The sequence below is a fragment of the Moorena sp. genome (assembly GCF_982860115.1).
The window spans coordinates 10,672-30,364 of the sequence record NZ_CEYLVT010000076.1; the positions used below are offsets into that span (position 1 = coordinate 10,672).

Genomic DNA, 19,693 nt, shown 5'->3' on the forward strand with positions numbered 1-19,693 from the left:
GGAGCGGTGCGACCCAAGGGCGATTTAATCGCCCATTGGAAAGCGCACCGAGGGAGTCGGGAGTCGGGAGTGGCGTCCATAAAATTGAATGTACCATCTCCCCATCTCCCCATCTCCCGTTTCTCCCCATCTCCCCATCTCCCCACACTCCCGATTCCCTGTTCCCTTTGCTATACCAACCATCCATGAGTAATTCTCAAGCAAACAACCGTAAAACTATTAACAAAGTTGCCATTGTAGGAGGAACCCACGGCAATGAATTTACCGGTGTATACCTGGTAAAAAAATTTGATAAGTTTCCAGAATTAATCACTAGACCTAGTTTTGAAACCTTGACAAGAATAGGTAATCCCCAAGCCTTTAAAGCCGCCAGGAGATATATTGATACCGACTTAAACCGCTGCTTTGCTAAAAGTGACCTAGAAAATCCCGAGCTTTCTTTTCTAGAACAAACCCGAGCCAAAGAGATTGCTCAAACCCTAGGGCCAAAAGGCAAGTCCCAGGTAGATTTTATTCTAGATTTGCACAGTACCAGTGCTAATATGGGGTTTACTATAATTCTCGTCAACAATGACCCCTTTAATTTGCAACTCGCTGCTTATCTGAGTTCCCTTGACCCCCTAGTTAGAGTATATAGTGCCATTAAACCAGGTACAGAAAATCCCTTTGTAAATTCTCTATGTAATTTCGGGTTTTCTATTGAAGTCGGTCCCATTGCACCAGCTAGTCTCAAGGGCGATATTTTTCAGAAAACTGAAGCATTAATTCACGCCACGTTAGATTATATTGAAGACTATAATAACGGTAAAAAATTATCAAACACTTATCCTCTAACCATTTATCACTATTTAAAAGTAGTTGACTATCCCAGAAACAAAGCTGGTGAACTAGAAGGTATGATTCATCCTCAGCTCCAGGGCAGAGATTATCAAGAACTCAATCCTGGTGACCCCATGTTTCTGACCTTCGATGGTACCACAATTTACTATGAAGAAGACGCCACGGTTTGGCCAGTATTTATTAATGAAGTTGCCTACTATGAAAAAGGAGTAGCTATGTGTTTGACTAAAAAAGAGATAGTTAGGGAGTAGGGAATCGGGAACAGGGAACAGGGAACAGGGAAAGGAGATGGGGAGATGGCCAGATGGGGAGATGGCCAGATGGGGAGATGATAGCGTTTTGCCTGTAGCTTAAGTAGATTCCCGACTCCCGACTCCCGACTCCCGACTCCCGATTCCCGACTCCCGATTCCCTACTCCTGACTCTGTAATCCCTGCTGCAATATTTCTAAAACTTTCGCTAAATTTCCGGATAATAACGCAGCTTTATCTAACCATAATCCAGTAAAAATTTCTGAACAAAGTATGCCCTCAGGATTGGGTTCCAGTTGAGTATATTCCCCTTCAGTTAACCGAAACCAATCAAATTCACCATCATCAACTCGCCATACCAAATACTCTTGTACCCCATTACGGCGATAAACATTTAATTTTTTGTGTAAATCAATAGAAACAGTACTAGCTGCAATTTCTACGATTAACTCCGGCGCACCTTCTACATAGCCATCCTGAGTAATTGTAGATTGTCCTCCTACTTTCAGTCTAAGCAGTGCATCGGGTTGAGCTTCATTATCAAGATCAAGCCTAACAGTACAATTATCTCCTAATTGCAGGTTAGGAGTATAGGTTTGGTAGAAGCCTAACCACAACATAATCTGAGCATGGGGTTCACCATGTTGTGTAATTCTCAGGGGAGATGCCATGTAAACAATTCCTTCAATTAATTCGGCTTTTTTCAAATCACCCATAGCGGAATAGCGCAGCTCAAATTCCACAAGGGTGAGTTGATCCCCATTTTCTAAAGGAGGAATAGTGGCGTCCCGAGTAATTGTGGCAGTTGATGTGATCATTTTTGGCTCTACTTTATTTGTTATTTAACAGGGAACAGGGGAAGAGTGGGGAGATGGGGAGATGGGGAGATGGGCAGAATACAAAATTTTATTGCTGATCAAACTATTATTTTGATAATTATAGCGTTTTGCTTGTAGCTTAAGTAGAATCCCGACTCCCGATTCCCTACTGCTGACTCTGTAATCCCTGCTGCAATATTTCTAAAACTTTGGCTAAGTTTCCGGCTAATAACGCAGCTTTATCTAACCATAATCCCAGGAAGATTTCTGAACAAAGTATGCCTTCAGTATTGGCTTCTAGTTGACTATATTTTCCTTCCCTTAACCGAAACCAATCAAATTCACCATCATCAACTCGCCATACCAAATACTCTTGTACTCCATTACGGCGATAAACATTTAATTTTTTGTGTAAATCAATAGAAACACTGCTAGCCGCAATTTCTACTATTAACTCCGGCGCACCTTCTACATAATCATCATCAGTAATGATTGATTGTCCATCTTGTTCTATTCTCAATAACGCATCAGGTTGCACTTCGTTATCATCATTGAGCCGAACAGTTGTGTTATCCAGTGTTTCTACTCCTGGCCTACTTGCTTCATAGGTTCCTAACCATGTCATAATCCGAGAATGGGGTTTGCCATGTTTTTTGGCTCGTACAGGAGATGCCATGTAAACAATTCCTTCAATTAATTCGGCTTTTTTCAAATCAGCCATAGCACCATAGCGCAGCTCAAATTCAGCAAGGGTTAGTTGATCCCCATTTTCTAAAGGAGGAATAGTGGGGTCCCGAGTAATTGTGGCAGTTGATGTGATCATTTTCGGCTCTATTTTACTTGTTATTTAACAGGGAACAGGGGAAGAGTGGGGAGATGGGGAGATGGGGAGATGGAGAGATAGGGGGATGGGGAGATGGGGAGATGGGGAGATGGGGAGAATTTTATTGCTGATAAAAGTCTGATTAGCCAATTATAGCGTTTTGCCTGTAGCTTAACTATAATGACGATTCCCGATTTCCGATTCCCGATTCCCTAAAACCCAAGAATTTGTACTTCATCCAAGTAATAATTGCTATATATCAAAAACTTCCGACACTTTTAAATTAATATCTTTAAAACCAGGAGATAACACTAAATCATCACCGGAAAATCTACCAACTTCTGTATAATTATTACCCTTTAATTCTAATACCAAGATAGTTTTACTTTCCGGGTCCACAATCCAGTATTCAGGAATCCCACAATCTTGATATTGGATTCTCTTAGCAATATAGTCTCGCTCTCGTTGTAATTCTCCAGGGCTAACCACTTCAACCACTAATAAAGGCGGTGACATCGACAGGCGAATGGTATTACGCTTTGATAATTGTTGAATATGCTCTTCTCGGATAATGGTCAAATCCGGATAACGGTTTTTCGGTTCACCTCTAACTTCTAATTCTAATCCTTGCCCCCGGACTCTACGATGACCTACAAGTAAAGCAAACCTAATCAATAAAAACGTAGCAATTTCAATAGTAACTCCCGACTCTGGAGGCATTTCAATTAACTCACCATTAAATAACTCATAGAATTTTTCAGAGTTATCATTGTATAATAAATACTCGTCAAAGCTTTGAAATTTCTGGGTCAGTTGTACCATTATTGTTCACCGGCAAAGTGTGGTGCGTTACATAAGCATTCAGCTAATCAGCTATCAGCTAATGCGCTACGCGCACGATAATTGAGGTGCTATCAGCTATCAGCTAACACACCATTCATAGTTCAGGTGGAAAGTCAGGTGCGTTACGCCTATCGGCTAACACACCCTACTTAGTTTCTTGGATAATAGCAATCCTAAATCAATTTTGATAATTCTTGTTCCCTGCTCCTCTTCTCTCCTCTTCTCCCCATCACCCCATCACCCCATCACCCCACACTCCGAACTCCCTACTCCCTAACTTCTTACTACTCCGATACGCTTGAGTTAACGACGTCAGGTAAAATATGTTGGTTGAAGCTGTATGTTGGTGGAACCTGCATCTTGCCGGTTATCAATATTCATGGCAGGCAGCATGCCCACCCAACTCCTATTCATGCCGCCTCTCATATCAAGGCTTTTGCCAAAGATATAAAGCCAAAAAGAAGCCTGCTCCACAATACCACTGGGGTAGCAAGCTTCTCGACCGTCAGACCTAGGTTTCCAGTGCCACTCAACCTTCTGGCAGGACTTCTGCCCGCCAAGTACGCCCCCCGTGGTAACGGAAAACGAGTTAGTAGCACAGGTAGCTCTGAAATTTATCCAGGCGAATCGTGCGCCATCCGAGAGCAAAAAGGGGTTTTGACGTTTTGATCAGATGGTTGTCAATTAAGGGGACTACTCCGCGTCGTCCCCTGCAAAAGGAACAAATATATAGCCATTATTAACTTGGGCCGCACAGTACTGGGAGAGAGACTCGGAGACTGACTCCTCATTTTGCCTTGCCACCCCGTTACGAGAAACAGGAGCAGTCTGCTTGGGGGTTAGTTTTTTCTTGGGCATGGTTTCATCTCCATAGAATTAAACTTTCTGTGGTTTAGCTTATTGAGTTGGCTCAGGCTGTGTCAATAGGTTTTTTCTTACGTTTTGTTACGTGGGAAGTGGGGAGATGGGGAGAATGGTAGGGTGGGCAGTGGGAAGAATCGCGAAATTGGTAAACAGCCTAGCCACTGCCCACCAGGCGTAACTCTAGGGTTTTCCATCCTAATCAGGAAAACAATATTTTTTGCCTCTTGCCTCTTGCATGCATGCCTCTTGCATGCATGACTCTTGCCAGATCCGCTGTTCCCAAATCCGCTGTTCCCTAAGGTTTTAGGGAAACCAATCGTCATCCAAAGCTTGTGTAAGATAAATTTCCGCTTCTGGAGGAAGTACAAACAGTTTAGAAACAGATTTTACAGCACTGGGATAGGTTTTGTTGTAGAAAGTTTCCAGTTGATTACGAAGGCTAGGACTATCCTCAATAATAGCTTTAATTTGGGTGCGAAAGTTAACAACTTCAGCTGCCCAATGATTCCTATTTCGTTCTTGTTCAGATTTCCAATAAGCCAGTTTAAGCAGGTGTTCTAAAAGACGGGTTAAAAGACTCAATAAGGCCCGTTTTTCACTTTTACCCATGCTTTCAATTTCTTCAATTAAATTCTCCCAGTCCACTTCACTAAAATTACGCTTTCGGAGATTTTCTACCGTTTCGTTTATCCATTGATAGTAGTCAGTGTCATAGGATGTGTATGGTTTCATGATTTTAGATCCTAATGTTATTTCCGAGTTTTAGGGAACAGGGAACAGCGGATCACCGGAACAGGGAATCGGAACCCACCCCTAACCCCTCCCAGGAGGGGAACGGGAATCGGGAATCGGGAATCGGGAATCGTAGGGTGGGCAGTGGCTATCAAAGAACTTGGCTAGCAGCCGTCAAGCTATCATCAGCCACTGCCCACCAGACAAGCAGGGAGCTATTTTTTAGTCTATCTTTCAAGAATTGGCAGATGCGATTGGCCTTTGGCCACGCTACGCGAACGCTTCAATGGGTGGTTCTGTTGGTTTTACCTATTAGCTTAAGAATTCTCAAATTTTCCATAAAACCACGGATGACCAAGGATAGCATGTTAGTTAAACTGTTATCGGTTGTCGGCATCATTAGCAGTTAAATGCTTAAGGACAAATTACTCACAACAACGACGATGATTTCTGTAATTATCCCTACTTACGGACGGGAAGACCCTTTGCGGGATACCTTGGAAGATGTCCTGAAGCAAGACTACCCTGCTTTTGAGGTACTGGTTGTCGATCAAACTCGAAACCACAAACCAGAGATTCAATCCTATTTAGAGCAGCTGGCTAATACTGGTAAGATTCGCTGGTTCCGGGTTGATTGGGCGAGTTTACCTGGGGCAAGAAATTATGGGGTAAGGCGGGCATCCGGGGACATTATTGTGTTTATCGATGATGATATCAAGATGCCACCGGGGTATTTAACTGCTCACGCTCGTAACTATGAACAATCCCCAGAGATTGGGGCAGTAGCAGGACGAGTATTTGACCGGATGAAGTTAGCAGAGAAAGGAGCAGCAGCAGATTCCCCCACTCCCTCTTACACCATTGAAGACTTGCCTAAGGAGGCCATGGACCCTGGCATTGCATGGTATTACATAGACTTAGTCCATACCGTGAAGCCTCAACGGGTGATATCAGCCCGAGGCTGCAATATGTCTTTCCGCCGGGAAATTTTTACCAAGTACGGGCTGCACTTTGATGAACAGTTCCAGGGCAGTGCGGTTCGTGAGGAGTCGGATTTTTGTTTGCGATTTCGCCGCACTGGTTATCAAATTTGGTATGACCCAGATGCTTCTTTAGTCCATTTAGGGGAAGAAACTGGGGGGTGTCATGATATTAGTACGCGATCGCTTGAGTATCAGTTGACTTTTTATCACAACCATTTCCTGATGGGAATGAAAAACCTTACCCTTAGTGAACAGCTACGGCTGTTTGGTCGTCTATTTGATTGCCACGTCTTAGGGAATCCTCCTTGTAATAAAAGTGGTTCCCCGATCAAAATTATTACCCGCGCTGGTTTCTACATGTTGGGATTTTTCAAAGCACTTGGTACACGCATCAAATCTATTTGGGATGATGGTCAAATTTATACTCGACTAGACCCTTAAAAGGTTGTTCGCCTTTGGCGTTCCCGTAGGGTAGGTTAGTTGTTTGAAGGTTAAAAGTTTGAAGGTTAAAAGGTTGAAGGTTAAAAGGTTGAAGCCAGTTTTTAAAACTTGAAACTACGATTAATTAAACCTAAAAAACTCTTGCATTTTTAATTAAAATATTTAAAATTTATGCTTCATAATTCAGGAGCTTAAAGTCATAATAATTCAAATTTAATGGTGTTGTTATAACCAAACATATAAGTATAGTTTAAGCAAATAAATAACTAAAAATACATTTTTATTTTCCAGGGTTACCGCTCTTGGTTTACTAGTATTAAGTCGTTTTGTAATGCTTCCATAGCTAAGTTTAACTGAGATCTCCCACCATTGTAATTAATCCTACATCAACCAAGCTGATTTATACTACCGGAACACCAACGGCGAACAACCTGCAACCTTAATCCTCCAACCTTCAACCTCCAACCTTCAACCTCCAACCTTCAACCTCCAACCTTCAACCTGCCACCATTAACTTTCAAAAAATTACCCATGAAAATATTAGTTGCTAGTCACTCGTATATTGTTGACCTTAACTGCGAGAAGTTACGAACACTCGCTCAGTTAGAACCTAACATTGAGGTAACTGTGGTGGTTCCCCGGCGCTGGCGTCCTGGTGGTGTCCAAAATCGCATCATTGAAACCCAACCCCGTGAGGAAGGTTCATTTCGGGTGGTACCAGTGTCTAACTTTAGTGAAAATAATCAGGGGCTTCTGACCTTTGGGCTAGATATTATCCCTTTATTGAAACAGTTTGGACCCGAAATTATTCAAGTGGAACAGGGAGCTAAGGCATTAGGTTATGCTCAATTTATTACCCTGAATAAGCTATTGGGACTGAAGGCAAAAAACCTATTTTTTACTTGGTGGAATCTGCCCTACCAAGTAAAATTTCCGGTCTCTGTGTTGGAAGGGTATAACCTGGGTCATACTGATGGACTGATTTGTGGGAATCAGGATGGGGTAGAAATCCTGCGACAACATGGTTATAACGGACCAGCTAAAGTAATGCCGCAATTGGGGGTAGATGAAAGCTTGTTTCTTCCCCAAGCTCAGCCAGAGCTAAAACAGCAGTTGGGAATTCAACCTAATGACTTTGTGGTGGGATTTGTGGGACGGTTTGTAGAGGAGAAGGGATTACTGACTTTAGGTAAAGCCCTAGCTGGGTTATCTGGGATGGAGTGGAAGTGGCTGCTGCTAGGCCGTGGTCCCCTCAAGCCGATATTGATGGAAAAGGCGGCAGAGTGGGGAATTAAAGACAAATTAATTTGGATTGAGAGTGTTCCCCATGACGAGGTACCTCGTTATATTAATGTGATGAATACTCTGGTGCTACCATCAGAGACTAATTATAAGTTTAAAACCTTAACTAGTGTAGGTTGGAAGGAACAGTTTGGTCATGTGCTGATTGAGGCGATGGCATCTAAAGTACCAGTAATTGGTTCCGATTCTGGAGAAATTCCCTATGTGATTGGGGATGCTGGGTTGGTGTTTCCTGAAAAAGATGAGTCGGAGTTACGACATTGTTTACAGCAGCTAATCAAGCAACCAGAGTTGGCTGAAAAATTAGGAAATTTGGGTTATGCACGGGTAATGGAGCAGTATACAAATAAGGCGTTAGCTAAACAGCTGTTGGATTTTTATCAGGAATTAATTCTTAATTCTTAATTCTTAATTCTTCATTCTTCGCTACCACCTCTATGAACTGTTTTCACCCATTTCAACCGTTTAGGACGCACAGACATCCGAGCGGTAGTAGCAGCCATCACGAGCATCCAGTGCAATAGATAAAGGTTTCCCCTCAAGGTCTGCAACATAGGAACCAACAGGTTAGAAACACGTAATCGTCGATTTTGATTGGTGCGGCGCAGCCCGACAAACATCCCAATCACTGATATTGTGACAGTTAGGCCAGTAATGGGGCTAAAAATAGGTAGACGGTTACGGGCAATAGCCATCAAACAGTCTGGTACAGCAGCAGTGGGCAAAAAGTACTGGATGATCAAGTAGGTAAATAAATCTAGAGTTTTCCGCAAACCTAGGCGGTTACTTACAATTAAACGCCAGTAATCGAGATAGCGCTGGTACCCTCCTTCTGCCCAACGGTTCCGTTGATGCCAGAGTGCGATCGCACTGGTCACTCCTTCTTCTTCTACTGGCGGAAAATTCAGAAAGCCAATATCCCACTGATCGAGGTGTAGGCGAATGGTTAAATCTAAGTCATCGGTGATGGTTTCTTCATTCCAGGCACCGCAACGCTGTAGTGCGGAACGTCGAACAAACTGACCATTGCCCCGCAATTCACCAATCCCACCAACTGCAATACGTTGCTGTTGGAAATAACTGTCGAGAGCCATTTCTGCCATTTGCCCTCGTGTCCAAAAATTCAGTGGTGCATTTGCGATCGCTTTTCTGACCTGAACTGCTCCCACTTGCGGGTTATTAAATAAGGGCAACACCCGCTGCAGCATATCTTTGGGAACTTTAGCATCTGCATCAAATACTGCTACAATCTCGCCTTTGGTTAAACCAAGTACCTGATTAAGTGCCCCTGATTTGCCGCCCCCAGCATTAGCACCCCGGTGCAGTACCTTCAACTGGTCGTATGTTGCTGCTAACTTATCTAAGATTTCTGGTGTTTGGTCAGTACTGTAATCGTCAATTACCCACAGTTCATACTGATTTTCCGGGTAGTCTAATTGACACAGAGATTTAACTAAATTACTGATGACAGTTTCTTCATTTTTTGCTGCTACTAGCAGAGACACAAAGGGAAAATCGTCTTTTTCCTGATCTAAACAGGGTTGAGGGGTTTTTAACGGTTGAGCCAGCAATAATCGTAGGGAATGAATTCCTAAGATCGTTGTTAAGCTCAAGCTGACCCAGATCCCCCAAGACACCAAATGCAGTGCTATTGTCATGCACCACACTATGGTTAACACTAAAGCTGCTTTGCGTCGGCGTCCTTGTAGTCCCTGGAAAAATAAGCTAGTTTCAAACTCTTCCTCTGACAAGTTAGACAGCATAGAGCCAAGTTGGTTCAGCTCTTGGCTTGGCGCTTTTTCTGACCAGGAATTCTCCGACATAAGCTATTTAATGCAACTACCAACGAAGGCCACTGATGCTTTATTCTATCCGAAAGTGTTACAAAATTGTTAATTTCTATCAAGGAAAGTACAGTTTAGGACACAAAATCTCATCTGGGGTGTTAAGGCAACAAGGAATAGAAACATTTGTTAACCTTTACTGCGACTACTATCGACTACTATCAATAGGGTTATCTTTTAGGTTAAGCGTGCCTCAAGCCTCAAGCCTCAAACTCAAAGTTAATCCCTATCATTGATAACAGCCAGAGTTCCCGCTAGAAAACTCTGGCGACAGGCATGACGCTGAATCTTACCACTAGATGTTTTGGGAATAGTACCTGGTTTGAGCAACAGAGCAGTATGAACCTGCAAATCGTGATGTTGTAATACTGCTCGTCGGATTAACCGGATTAACTCCTTGGTATCAAGGGCATGGTCTTTCGCACCATTGCCAGGATCAGAAGCAGCTCCCCGAGTCGATTTCCAATAGCTACGTTCTACCTCAGCAATCACCACTAACTGTTCATCACCAGCAATATTCACCGAAAATCCTGCCGAACACGTTGGTCTGAGCAAGGAGTGGGTGTTTTCTACGGTCCATTCAATATCTTGGGGATAGTGGTTACGACCATTGATAATGATCAGATCCTTGAGACGACCAGTAACAAATAATTCACCTTTGAGCATGAATCCCAAGTCACCGGTACGCATAAATGACTCCTGCCCCATCGATGCTAGGGTTACGCCAAAGTTCTGTTCTGTTGCTGCCGGTTGATTCCAGTAACCTTGGGCAATGCTTGGTCCTGATACCCAGATTTCTCCGACTTTTCCTGGGTCACATGGGGTCAAGGTTTCAGGATGGATAATTACAATCTGCTGGTCTGGGAGACTATGACCACACCCTACTAGGGTAAGGGTACCTTCTTGCTCAACACTAGCTGGCACAACGTGATTTTGCTCCAGTGCTGCCCCCTCAACTGTTTTTAAGACAATTGGAGTGCTTTTGAGACCACCAGAAACCATTAAGGTGGCTTCAGCCATGCCATAGCAAGGGTAGAATGCTTCTCGGCGGAAGCCACAGGACTCAAATTTAGTGGCAAACCGCTCCAAGATGGCGGAGTTAATGGGCTCAGCTCCGTTAAAGGCAATATCCCAACTACTCAAATCCAAGTTTGTTAGTTGTTCCGGCTTGATTTTGCGTACGCATAAGTCGTAAGCAAAGTTTGGTCCGCCACTGCTGGTGGCTCGATAGTGGGAAATCGCTTTTAACCAGCGGATTGGACTTTGCAAAAACATCAACGGGGACATGAGCGTAGCTGGAAAACCGCCGTATAGAGGTTGGAGTATGCCACCAATCAGACCCATGTCATGGTACATCGGCAACCAACTCACCACACTGCTCTGGTCGGTGTGCTCAAAATACTTATAGATAGCAGCTGAATTATGGACTAGATTGCTGTGGCTAATCATCACTCCCTTTGGCTGAGCGGTTGAACCAGAGGTGTATTGTAGAAAAGCCAGGGTGCTACCATCTATAGCTGGTTGCTGCCATGATTGAGCTAAGTTGCCGTTGATGTTTTCTGTGGCTACCCACTGCAGTGTCTTCAGTTCTGGAGCCTGAGTAAACCTGCGCTCTAAATTAGACAGGATTGCTTGGGTAGTTAGGGCTACCCTTGCCAGGGAATCCTTGACAATTCCCTGAACACGGACAAGGGAGCGATTGGGTCTAGGAGGATAAGCGGGGACAGCTACAACCCCAGCGTACAAACACCCGAAAAATGCACAAATATAGTCTAGACCAGGAGGATAAAGGAGTAGGGCAGTTTCTCCTGGGGAATATATTGATTGCAGGTGAAACGCGATCGCTTGGGCTTGTTGCTCCAACTGTTGGTAACTCAGAGTGACCCGTTCGGTTTCTCCATCCACCAAAAAGGTATATGCGATCGCATCTGGCTGGTTAACTGCTCTGTAGCGCAGGATATCAACTAATGTGGCTGCTTGGAGAATAGTTTCTGACACCTTTTACCCCTGCACTTCAAAACTGACATCAAAAAACTTATTACTTTGTAAGCATATGCGCTACGCGCACGCTACGCGAACAGCCGTCAGCTGTCAGCTGTCAGCTTATTTTATTCAAAAGCAGCTCAAGTATAGTGGCACAGGCTTCGACGCTGTCACCTAACCCATAAACTGTTCCCGTCCTATGGCCATGCGCGTAGCGTGACCTTTGGCTGATAGCTGATAGCTGATAAGCGACACGCTCATAGCTCACACATTGCCAAACATTACTTTAGCATTCCGACATCACCAAATATCCTGAAATTAAGGATTCCTAATTCAGTAGCTTTGATTAAGAATAATTCATTTTCCTGGAATTTTGAATATAAGTTTAACATCAAAAATAGTAGTAGTTTATGAAATAATCCACAAATTATGAACACTATCCACTTTCCATTGATCGCTGATAGCTGATAGCTGACCGCTGATAGCTGACCGCTGATAGCTTATAGCTTAATAGTTACCTCCACCCTCCCCAAACTCTTCCCGAAATTACCTATTTCCTAGTTACACGAATTTGCTGCCCCGAGGCCATCCAAACAACTGTAGTTTGTAAAATAAATTGGGGAACAAAGCAAAGAGGTATTTGAATATTTTAAAGCTAAAAGGCTCATCATAAGTTCCAACCCATTCTTTGTTTTTCTCAATCCAGCTGGCGATTGTATTAGCCACTTTTTCAGCAGGAGGAGCAGAATTGACTCGGTTAGCTCGGATTTTATAACCTTTTTCATTGAGACGGTTTACTGGTGCCCAAGCCAAGGGACCGCTGATCACACCAGGACGGTAAAGCCTCATGCGAATTTGATGATTGCTGGCGTGGTAAACGATTGGTCCAACACCTGACCAGTAATAGTGCAAAGCGATTTTACCAGAATGATAGACTGGACCAAAACAAGAAGGGCTACCATCTGCAATCGAACCAATAGCAACCACATCCAGGGGTCGCTCGCGCTTTAGCTTGGCTGCTTCGAGAGCTACCAATGCTGGCCAACTGTAGTTAACACGGTTCATCGATTCTACGATCTCAACCAGTGGCACTCCTCCATCCCCTACCTCAGTTTCGATTTGTCCTGCATTCAGGATAATCACATCGGGGTCATACTCAAGCAACTTTTGGGCATCCTCAAGGGTTTGTTGTTGAGACACACACAATGTATTGAAAAAGTCACCTTCGAGGGTTTCTTGACGGGTGACACCAACTACTTGCCAACCACGATTGATGTACTCTTGACCTAACGCACTGCCGAGGGTGCCGGAAATTCCTGTGATTACAACAGTTTTCATAGTAAACGAGACAGTTTAAACGAGACAGTGAAAAGTTTTTCGTAAGCATTCAGCTTATGTGCGAAGCACAGGCTACCCGAACAGCTTATGTGCGAAGCACACGCTACCCGAACAGCTGTTGAATATAATAAGCTGAACGCGCACCCGTGAGCCAAAAGCTGACGGCTGACGGCTGACGGCAGATAGCTAACGGTAAAGCGTAAGCATTCAGCCGTCAGCTAATGGGCTACGGGCACGCTACTTGAGGTGCTTTTAAATTAAAGAGGTAACATTCGTTTCATCTCAGTTGCCTGGCCTTTTGGCCTTTAGGCCACGCTACGGGAACGGCCACGCTACGGGAACGCCCAAGCCAGTAATTCATAGTCTTTGGCTTTGAGTGCGTTCAATTGGGAGCAGGTCTTGCGTTGCAGAACCTATGAACTATCTACTATAGGTTTTTTTTTGAGTTGTAAACATAGGATGAATCTAAACAGGAACCTAGGAGCAGGGACTGGGCATTAGTAGGAAAGAGCTTGGAGCATTTTTTGCTGTTCTAAAAAATTAGCAAGATTGTTCATGACCTATTTATAAATAGTAGCTCAGAGCAAGCTAAAACCCATGATGGTGCTATAGCTTTAGTACAAATGCTGTCCATAAGTGACATGCTCTCCGTTCAATTCCTCAGCCGGATAACTCGTTTTAAGCTGACCGCTGATAGCACCGATCTAGTAGCGTGCCCGTAGCCCATTAGCTGACGGCTAAAGTCCCATTAGGCAATGTTTTTTTTGGTCAAATATCCTTTTGTTTACAAAGTTTGACATAATGTCATATTTTTTAGTGCTCTTTTTTTTTTCAATGCTATATACTTTCTATGGTGATTGTTTGTGTTAAAACAATTCCACAAAATATTTCTGTAATAGATCTACAGAATTGACAATAACCCTAAGGACGATTAGTACCATGATCAAAAAGTTATTGAGAAATCATAGGGTTTCTCATGGCTATGAGGTAGACAATATTTTTTACCTCTTAACTCTTACTTGCTCCCTGCTGCCTAAACCCCAGAAATTTGTAGCTCATCACTATCACAAGTGCTATAAAAGATTCCTAATACCAATCATAAAAACTGTTGGTATCCAGATTTTTGGCGAGGGTCGCGATCGCTTCTGGGTAACTTGTCGTAACATTATTGTTGCGTTTTTTATATCAGCACAGATCACAATGCTCGCGGCACAGCCCGCCCAAGCTGAACCAGCAGAAGGCAGCTTAGCAAATCGACCCCAAATACCAAAAAACACGGAATGCACTAATAATCTACCCGACTTCCAAAATCCACCCTTAATTCCCTTGGCTGAGAACGGTAATATTGATCTCACGGTTGATTATTATACTAACGGCACACTCTACAACCCAGCAACCTGTAAAGACGACAATGTATCTTTGCGCTACTTCAAAAGCAATTATACTGATTCAGATCGACCCTATATAGGACCAACTATTGAAGCCAAACCTGGTGATACAATCGTCGTCAACCTGAACAATGAGTTAGAAGAAGAAGGAGAAGACACTTGCCCCGAAACACCTAATAATGTTAATGTACCCCATTGTTTCAATACCACAAATTTACACACCCACGGTTGGTGGGTCAGTCCAAATGGCAATAGCGACAATGTTTTGACGAAAATTGAACCTGGTGACGACACATTTAAATACGAGTACAAACTGCCCCCTGAGCATCCAGCAGGTACGTTTTGGTACCATCCCCATGTTCATGGTTCCACAGCACTGCAAGTCTCAAGTGGCATGGCGGGTGCTCTAATCGTGCGCGGTGATCGCTTGCCTACCGAAACGGCTAATGGTGACATTGACACTCTACTAGGCTCAGACGTAACTGAAAACATTTTAGTATTCCAGCAAATTCCCTATTACTGTCCTAAGTCTGAAGGATCCGAAAACATCTGGAATTGTGATGGTCACAGAGATGAAATTGGTGAAATTGAGACTTACGACTACGATTTCGACACGGAAGATCCGAAGGATGATATTAGCATTTTCGGTCCTGGAACCTGGGATGAATCGGGGCGTTATACCAGCATCAATGGTGAGATTTGGCCTAAATTTTCTGCCGAGGCTGGCGAGATCCAGCGTTGGCGGATGATCCATGCTGGGGTACGGGACACCATCAACCTGGAATTTCGCAAAATACCCGGAATATCAAAGAAATCTCTCTTTGTTAATCCGTTGCCAGCGACTGAAAATGACAGTTTCATTAGTCAAATTTGCACAGAGGCTCCGATTCCTTACCATGTCATTGCTGATGATGGTTTGACTCGAGATAAAGCCTTTGAAACCACCTTAACCACTCTACAACCGGGCTACCGTAAGGATGCACTTGTGGTTTTCCCAGAGCAAGGAAACTATTGTGTGATCAATAGCGCTTCTAATGCATCAGACGGCGTTACCGGGAAAGCAAGAACTCGGCGATTGCTTGGGATAGTCGAAGTTCAGGGTGGACAAAGTATAATGGAGGATATCCATGATTACTTAAAGAATGATCTTGTTGTCCGTGCTGATCAATTAAGTGTTGATCATTTGGTTAAAGACAAGGTTGTTGCTGATCTAAACAATGATCTAATGCTGACTAAATTCATCGATCATGAAGACCTTAATAATTTAGATTATGGGGATATTAATGGTCATCAGGAACTCGCTTTTAACATTGACACAAGCGCTACTCCTACTAAGTTCCAGGTGAGTAATGGAATTGGTATTAACAAGCCTTACGACCCGCAACCTTACGATCCAGAGGAAATCCCTCGAATCCTAAAGTTGGATACTGTCGATGAATGGACTTTAGAGTCACGCTTTGTCAGCCATCCTTTCCATATCCATGTGAATCCTTTCCAAATCGTTGAAATCATTGACCACAATGGCAACGATGTCAGCTTGCCTGATGCGACTGATGGAGGAGACCCGCAGTATCGAGGACTCAAGGGTGTATGGAAAGACACTCTTTGGATCAAAGGCCCCAGTAATGGGAGCTCACGCTACACAATTGTGGTGCGCACCAAATATGAAAGGTATCCTGGCACATTTGTGCTGCACTGCCATATTCTTGACCATGAGGATCAAGGTATGATGCAGAACGTTTGTATCACAGGAAATCCAGATACTCCAAGCCCTGAGGATTGCACATTACCAACAAGGGATTAGATAGGATCAATCATGACATTCCATTTGGGCAGAGATTCAGACCGTTGCCACTGTTGTTTGTAGGGTTGTAGCTCATTGTCAGGCACCTGCAAACATAGGGCGCAGTTCAACTAAGATTTCCTCTACTCTCTAACTGGCTGAGTTTTGGTGATTCAGCCAGTTTGGAACATTCTCGTCCCTAGGCAGGGTCGGGGTGTTTTTTTATTAGGGGTAATCCAAACACTCAACCGACCATAGAAATTCCTACTGTCCAGTTATTCTAAACGTTAGGGATAAACAAAACAGGACTTACGCACAGAATCCATGGGTAGGGTGGGCAAAACCTTGCCCACCCTACAGGTAGCGTTAAATTGAGGGATTTGCGTAAGTCCTACAAAAAAAGGAGAAGCCCGATCAGCTTAAGCTTTTTAAACACTCAGCATCGGGCTTCTCATAGGTCTAGTTTATAAGAACTTTTCGGTCACATCGATGATTATTGGTTACTGCCACCAGCCGAAGAAGCCTTCTCTTCAGTTAGACTGGATTTTGCCACCTCCGCCTTAACCCGAATTCAGGTTGATTAAGAAAGATCGGGTTAAGGAATAGGGCAAGTTACTTCATAGAGTAAATTTCTATGCTTTCAATGTTTAGATCTTCATTTACAGATTTGCCCTCGTTGCGAATCGAGATGGAAACTGAATTGATGTCTAATTCCTTGTTTTGATATTGCGATAGGATCTCATCAGTAATATCAAAGTCAAAGATTTTTAAGGTCGGACGATCCCTATCTAATGTGAAGAAAGAGATAGTGCCCACAAAGTATTCTTCAAGATCAATAGCAGTTTCCCTCGCTTCTTTGTCCTCAGGCAGATTGAGATAGACCCTGTAGATGCCTTCGGGTACTTCCTGATATCGCACATTTACGTCCAACATATAGTTGGGTTGATCTGACTCATTGGATTCCAGTTGACCTGACTGATTGGATTTCAGTTGATCGCCGAATTCAGGTTCGACCTCTACCCTCAGGTTAGTAAACTCTCCTGCCTCTTTCCCTTCCTCTTTTTTCCCTTTTACCGTTGCCCGATTGTCATTGATACCCAGGAATTGTTTGGGATTCAGTAATTCGAATAATTCTTGGTATTTTTTCTGCTCCAGTAATTCTTGAGCTTCTTGCTTTTCACTAAATGTCAAATTTCTCCACCTTGTTATCCAGCTTCTTAACAAATCATGCCGTGGAACATAACCATAAGTGTCATAATCGTCGTACTTGTAGTCCATGTTGTAGACATTTTCAACGACTTCCTTCATACTGTAGGAAATCACCTCACCGTCGGGTTCAAAAAATTGATAAGGCCAAGAAACTCGCTCCAGTTGCTTTGGCTGAACATGTTTCCATAATTTAGGTAGTTGTTCAGATATTTCATATAGTTTTGGAAAAGGTTGCTTCCATCCCGTGGGAGGTGGAAGAATATCATTATTCCATTGCTCCCACAGGCGGTCGATGTTGGCGTGATGCAACCAAAAGATGGGGTCAAAGCCAGCGCTAGGAATCTTTCTCATTAAGCCAAGCTGGCATTTGTTTTCTGTTGTTTCTATTGTGACATTTCCGTATTTATCCGTTTTTTTATCGTCAAAATTACGTCGGTTAAAGATTCGATTAAAGATAATACAATTCCCACATTTATCTCTATCTTCTTTCATAAAGCCACCGCCAACATAAACATGTATAAAGCCGTGGATTGAATCCTCTAGTCTTAGGCTAAACAACGAAAATAATTTCGCTTTATGGAGGTCCTCCAAAGGATTAAATAAATCTTTGGATGCATCTTTATATGACATGGGTTCGCCCCTATTCAATTCAGGATCTCGTCCTGACTCATAGAGGGAGTTGCCTGTAGTAGGATCTTTTTCGTACTCTTGGCTCGGGGTGTAAAACTCTGTGGGCATTGTGAGCCGTTGTTGATCTGGGAGTTTCGTATCGTAATAACTGATATAGTCCCAATAGGGAAGAGAGAAGTTGGGATCACCGGACAACTTTCGAACAATTTTTTCGAAATGATACAAATAAAGCCGGTGCCAGGGCAAAAAGTGAATTACGGGCTTCATGCCGGTATGATTTTCTTTATGGGTACAGGAATCCCAAGATGCACGCAATTTAAGAGCGGCAGGATTGACCGCCAAATCACTCAAGGCAATTCTTCCAAAAAATCTTTCTTCTGATTTTTCTTCTTTTGGTGTTATTGTGCACGTATCAGATTCAGGTTCTTCTCGAGGCTTAAAAAATGCTCCAAACTTGGAATAAAAGGGGCACAGCGGATTCTCTTCTTGAATTCCTGAGGTATTTTCAGGTGTGGTAGGAACCCAGTGAATGGCACTCTGGTAATACCAGCTGCGTGGGTCTTTACATTTCATCTCTCTCATGATCTTGAGAGCTTTCTGGAAAGATTTGAGGTTCTCTTTTCCTTCACAGCTAGTTGCGCTATAGCGAATCCTGGGATCTCTAGGTATTGTTTCCGGACAAACAGTAGCTACTTCTGTGCTCGTATCAGCAACTGCTTCCCCAGTAAATGTGCTTACGGACAAAAAAACACAGACAAAGAAAACAATCAAGACCCTACGTAGAAAAGGGCTGAAAAAATTCATAACCAATCTTTCAATTTTAGAATTAGGGGGTTGAGTAGCAATTGTACAGAAACTTAAGCAATAGACAGAATTAAACCCTTTGGCGTTGCTGATTCTGGGTATAATATCGCACCCCTAGTCCCCAAGTTAGGGTGTTAGCTATCAGCGAACAGCGATTAGCGCTACGCGCACCCGTGCGCGTTCAGCTATCAGCATTAAGCTTATGCCACGCTACTAGATCGGTGCTTTTGAATAAAGCAGGTAACCATTTGTTGAATATGAGTTACGTCTGCTGACGGCTGACCGCTGATGGCTGACGGCTGACCGCTGATAGCTGAATGCTTAATTTTGGGGGAAACAAACTTTCTTGCCTCCCCCAAAGTTAAGGGATAATAGATGCTTTCCCAAAACCAGACGTAGGACTATTTATACTTAAATTTTGCAAGGCCAAACCTCTTCACAACAAGGGTTTCAGAAATCGTTGATTATTCTTAACTTTTGTTTCTGAAACAGTTTAACAATTGTACTGTGAGCTACCTAGTACAGCGATCTAGAACGAAGTTTCGAGGGTTTGGATTCCCAGAGGGTTTAATTGTTAAACCCAGGTGCGAAATTTTCTGAACAGTTACTATTCTTACCCTAGTTTGACCACAAGTAATATAACACGTTAATTAACAAATTTGTCAACAGAAATAATTAAGATTTGTTTCCTTCTCTAACTGGCTGAGTTTTGCTGATTCAGCCAGTTTGGAACATTCTGGTTCCTAGGGGGGGTCCTCACAGCTCATAAGGGTAGGTTTTTTACTTTGACCTCAGGTGTGGGGTGTGGGGCGTGGGG

Annotated in this window: 15 protein-coding genes and 1 pseudogene; 6 read left to right on the forward strand and 10 right to left on the reverse strand. The window is 43.3% G+C overall.

Going from position 1 to position 19,693, the window contains the following annotated elements; translation table 11 throughout:
* A pseudogene (locus tag AC4II3_RS14920) lies at positions 1-187 on the reverse strand (hypothetical protein); the annotation flags it as partial.
* Between AC4II3_RS14920 and AC4II3_RS14925 the strand changes: the two are divergent.
* Complete coding sequence (locus AC4II3_RS14925; RefSeq protein WP_488013033.1) at positions 186-1,091, forward strand: aspartoacylase; 906 nt, start codon at positions 186-188, stop codon at positions 1,089-1,091. The pseudogene AC4II3_RS14920 and the gene AC4II3_RS14925 overlap by 2 nt on opposite strands.
* A 161-nt stretch (positions 1,092-1,252) precedes the next feature.
* Here AC4II3_RS14925 and AC4II3_RS14930 read toward each other — a convergent pair whose 3' ends face one another.
* The 3 genes from AC4II3_RS14930 to AC4II3_RS14940 all read right to left on the reverse strand — a co-directional run bounded on the left by AC4II3_RS14930 (position 1,253) and on the right by AC4II3_RS14940 (position 3,554).
* On the reverse strand, positions 1,253-1,906 hold the full coding sequence (locus tag AC4II3_RS14930; RefSeq protein ID WP_488013059.1) for a Uma2 family endonuclease: 654 nt from the start codon (positions 1,904-1,906) through the stop codon (positions 1,253-1,255).
* Positions 1,907-2,075: 169 nt separating this feature from the next.
* Positions 2,076-2,732: a Uma2 family endonuclease gene (locus AC4II3_RS14935; protein WP_488013031.1), complete on the reverse strand. Its 657-nt coding sequence runs from the start codon at positions 2,730-2,732 to the stop codon at positions 2,076-2,078.
* 252 nt (positions 2,733-2,984) lie between these two features.
* Positions 2,985-3,554 (reverse strand): Uma2 family endonuclease, encoded by a 570-nt coding sequence (locus tag AC4II3_RS14940; RefSeq protein WP_488029355.1) that lies wholly within the window; start codon positions 3,552-3,554, stop codon positions 2,985-2,987.
* Positions 3,555-3,905: 351 nt separating this feature from the next.
* Between AC4II3_RS14940 and AC4II3_RS14945 the strand changes: the two genes are divergently transcribed.
* Entirely contained in the window at positions 3,906-4,244 is a 339-nt protein-coding gene (locus tag AC4II3_RS14945) for a hypothetical protein (protein ID WP_490722833.1), read from the forward strand.
* Positions 4,245-4,268: 24 nt separating this feature from the next.
* On the opposite strand, the gene AC4II3_RS14950 is transcribed toward AC4II3_RS14945, so the two are convergent.
* Together AC4II3_RS14950 and AC4II3_RS14955 are read right to left on the reverse strand one after the other, a co-directional pair.
* A complete protein-coding gene (locus tag AC4II3_RS14950; RefSeq protein ID WP_488029357.1) occupies positions 4,269-4,433 on the reverse strand; it encodes an anacyclamide/piricyclamide family prenylated cyclic peptide in 165 nt (54 codons plus the stop codon).
* A 309-nt stretch (positions 4,434-4,742) separates the two neighbouring features.
* On the reverse strand, positions 4,743-5,171 hold the full coding sequence (locus AC4II3_RS14955; RefSeq protein ID WP_488029358.1) for a DUF29 domain-containing protein: 429 nt from the start codon (positions 5,169-5,171) through the stop codon (positions 4,743-4,745).
* A gap of 14 nt (positions 5,172-5,185) precedes the next feature.
* Here AC4II3_RS14955 and AC4II3_RS14960 point away from each other — a divergent pair, with 14 nt between their 5' ends.
* From AC4II3_RS14960 to hpsO, 3 genes are all read left to right on the forward strand, one after another.
* Positions 5,186-5,581: a hypothetical protein gene (locus AC4II3_RS14960; RefSeq protein ID WP_488029359.1), complete on the forward strand. Its 396-nt coding sequence runs from the start codon at positions 5,186-5,188 to the stop codon at positions 5,579-5,581.
* A gap of 33 nt (positions 5,582-5,614) precedes the next feature.
* Positions 5,615-6,595: a hormogonium polysaccharide biosynthesis glycosyltransferase HpsN gene (gene hpsN / locus AC4II3_RS14965; protein ID WP_488012556.1), complete on the forward strand. Its 981-nt coding sequence runs from the start codon at positions 5,615-5,617 to the stop codon at positions 6,593-6,595.
* Positions 6,596-7,126: 531 nt separating this feature from the next.
* Positions 7,127-8,302: a hormogonium polysaccharide biosynthesis glycosyltransferase HpsO gene (gene hpsO, locus AC4II3_RS14970; protein WP_488012558.1), complete on the forward strand. Its 1,176-nt coding sequence runs from the start codon at positions 7,127-7,129 to the stop codon at positions 8,300-8,302.
* An 11-nt stretch (positions 8,303-8,313) separates the two neighbouring features.
* Here the strand turns inward: hpsO and AC4II3_RS14975 are convergent, their stop codons facing one another.
* The 3 genes from AC4II3_RS14975 to AC4II3_RS14985 form a co-directional block, all read right to left on the reverse strand.
* Positions 8,314-9,720, reverse strand: a complete 1,407-nt coding sequence (locus AC4II3_RS14975) for a glycosyltransferase family 2 protein (protein WP_488012560.1) — start codon at positions 9,718-9,720, stop codon at positions 8,314-8,316.
* A gap of 240 nt (positions 9,721-9,960) precedes the next feature.
* Positions 9,961-11,739 (reverse strand): fatty acyl-AMP ligase, encoded by a 1,779-nt coding sequence (locus tag AC4II3_RS14980; protein ID WP_488012562.1) that lies wholly within the window; start codon positions 11,737-11,739, stop codon positions 9,961-9,963.
* 546 nt (positions 11,740-12,285) lie between these two features.
* On the reverse strand, positions 12,286-13,062 hold the full coding sequence (locus AC4II3_RS14985; RefSeq protein WP_488012564.1) for an SDR family NAD(P)-dependent oxidoreductase: 777 nt from the start codon (positions 13,060-13,062) through the stop codon (positions 12,286-12,288).
* Positions 13,063-14,001: 939 nt separating this feature from the next.
* Here AC4II3_RS14985 and AC4II3_RS14990 point away from each other — a divergent pair.
* Complete coding sequence (locus AC4II3_RS14990) at positions 14,002-16,254, forward strand: multicopper oxidase family protein (RefSeq protein WP_488012566.1); 2,253 nt, start codon at positions 14,002-14,004, stop codon at positions 16,252-16,254.
* Between the two features lie 591 nt (positions 16,255-16,845).
* On the opposite strand, the gene AC4II3_RS14995 is transcribed toward AC4II3_RS14990, so the two are convergent.
* The gene (locus tag AC4II3_RS14995) at positions 16,846-18,876 is read right to left on the reverse strand and encodes a tyrosinase family protein (RefSeq protein ID WP_488012568.1); all 2,031 of its coding nucleotides are present in this window, start codon (positions 18,874-18,876) and stop codon (positions 16,846-16,848) included.
* Between the last annotated feature and the right edge of the window lie 817 nt (positions 18,877-19,693).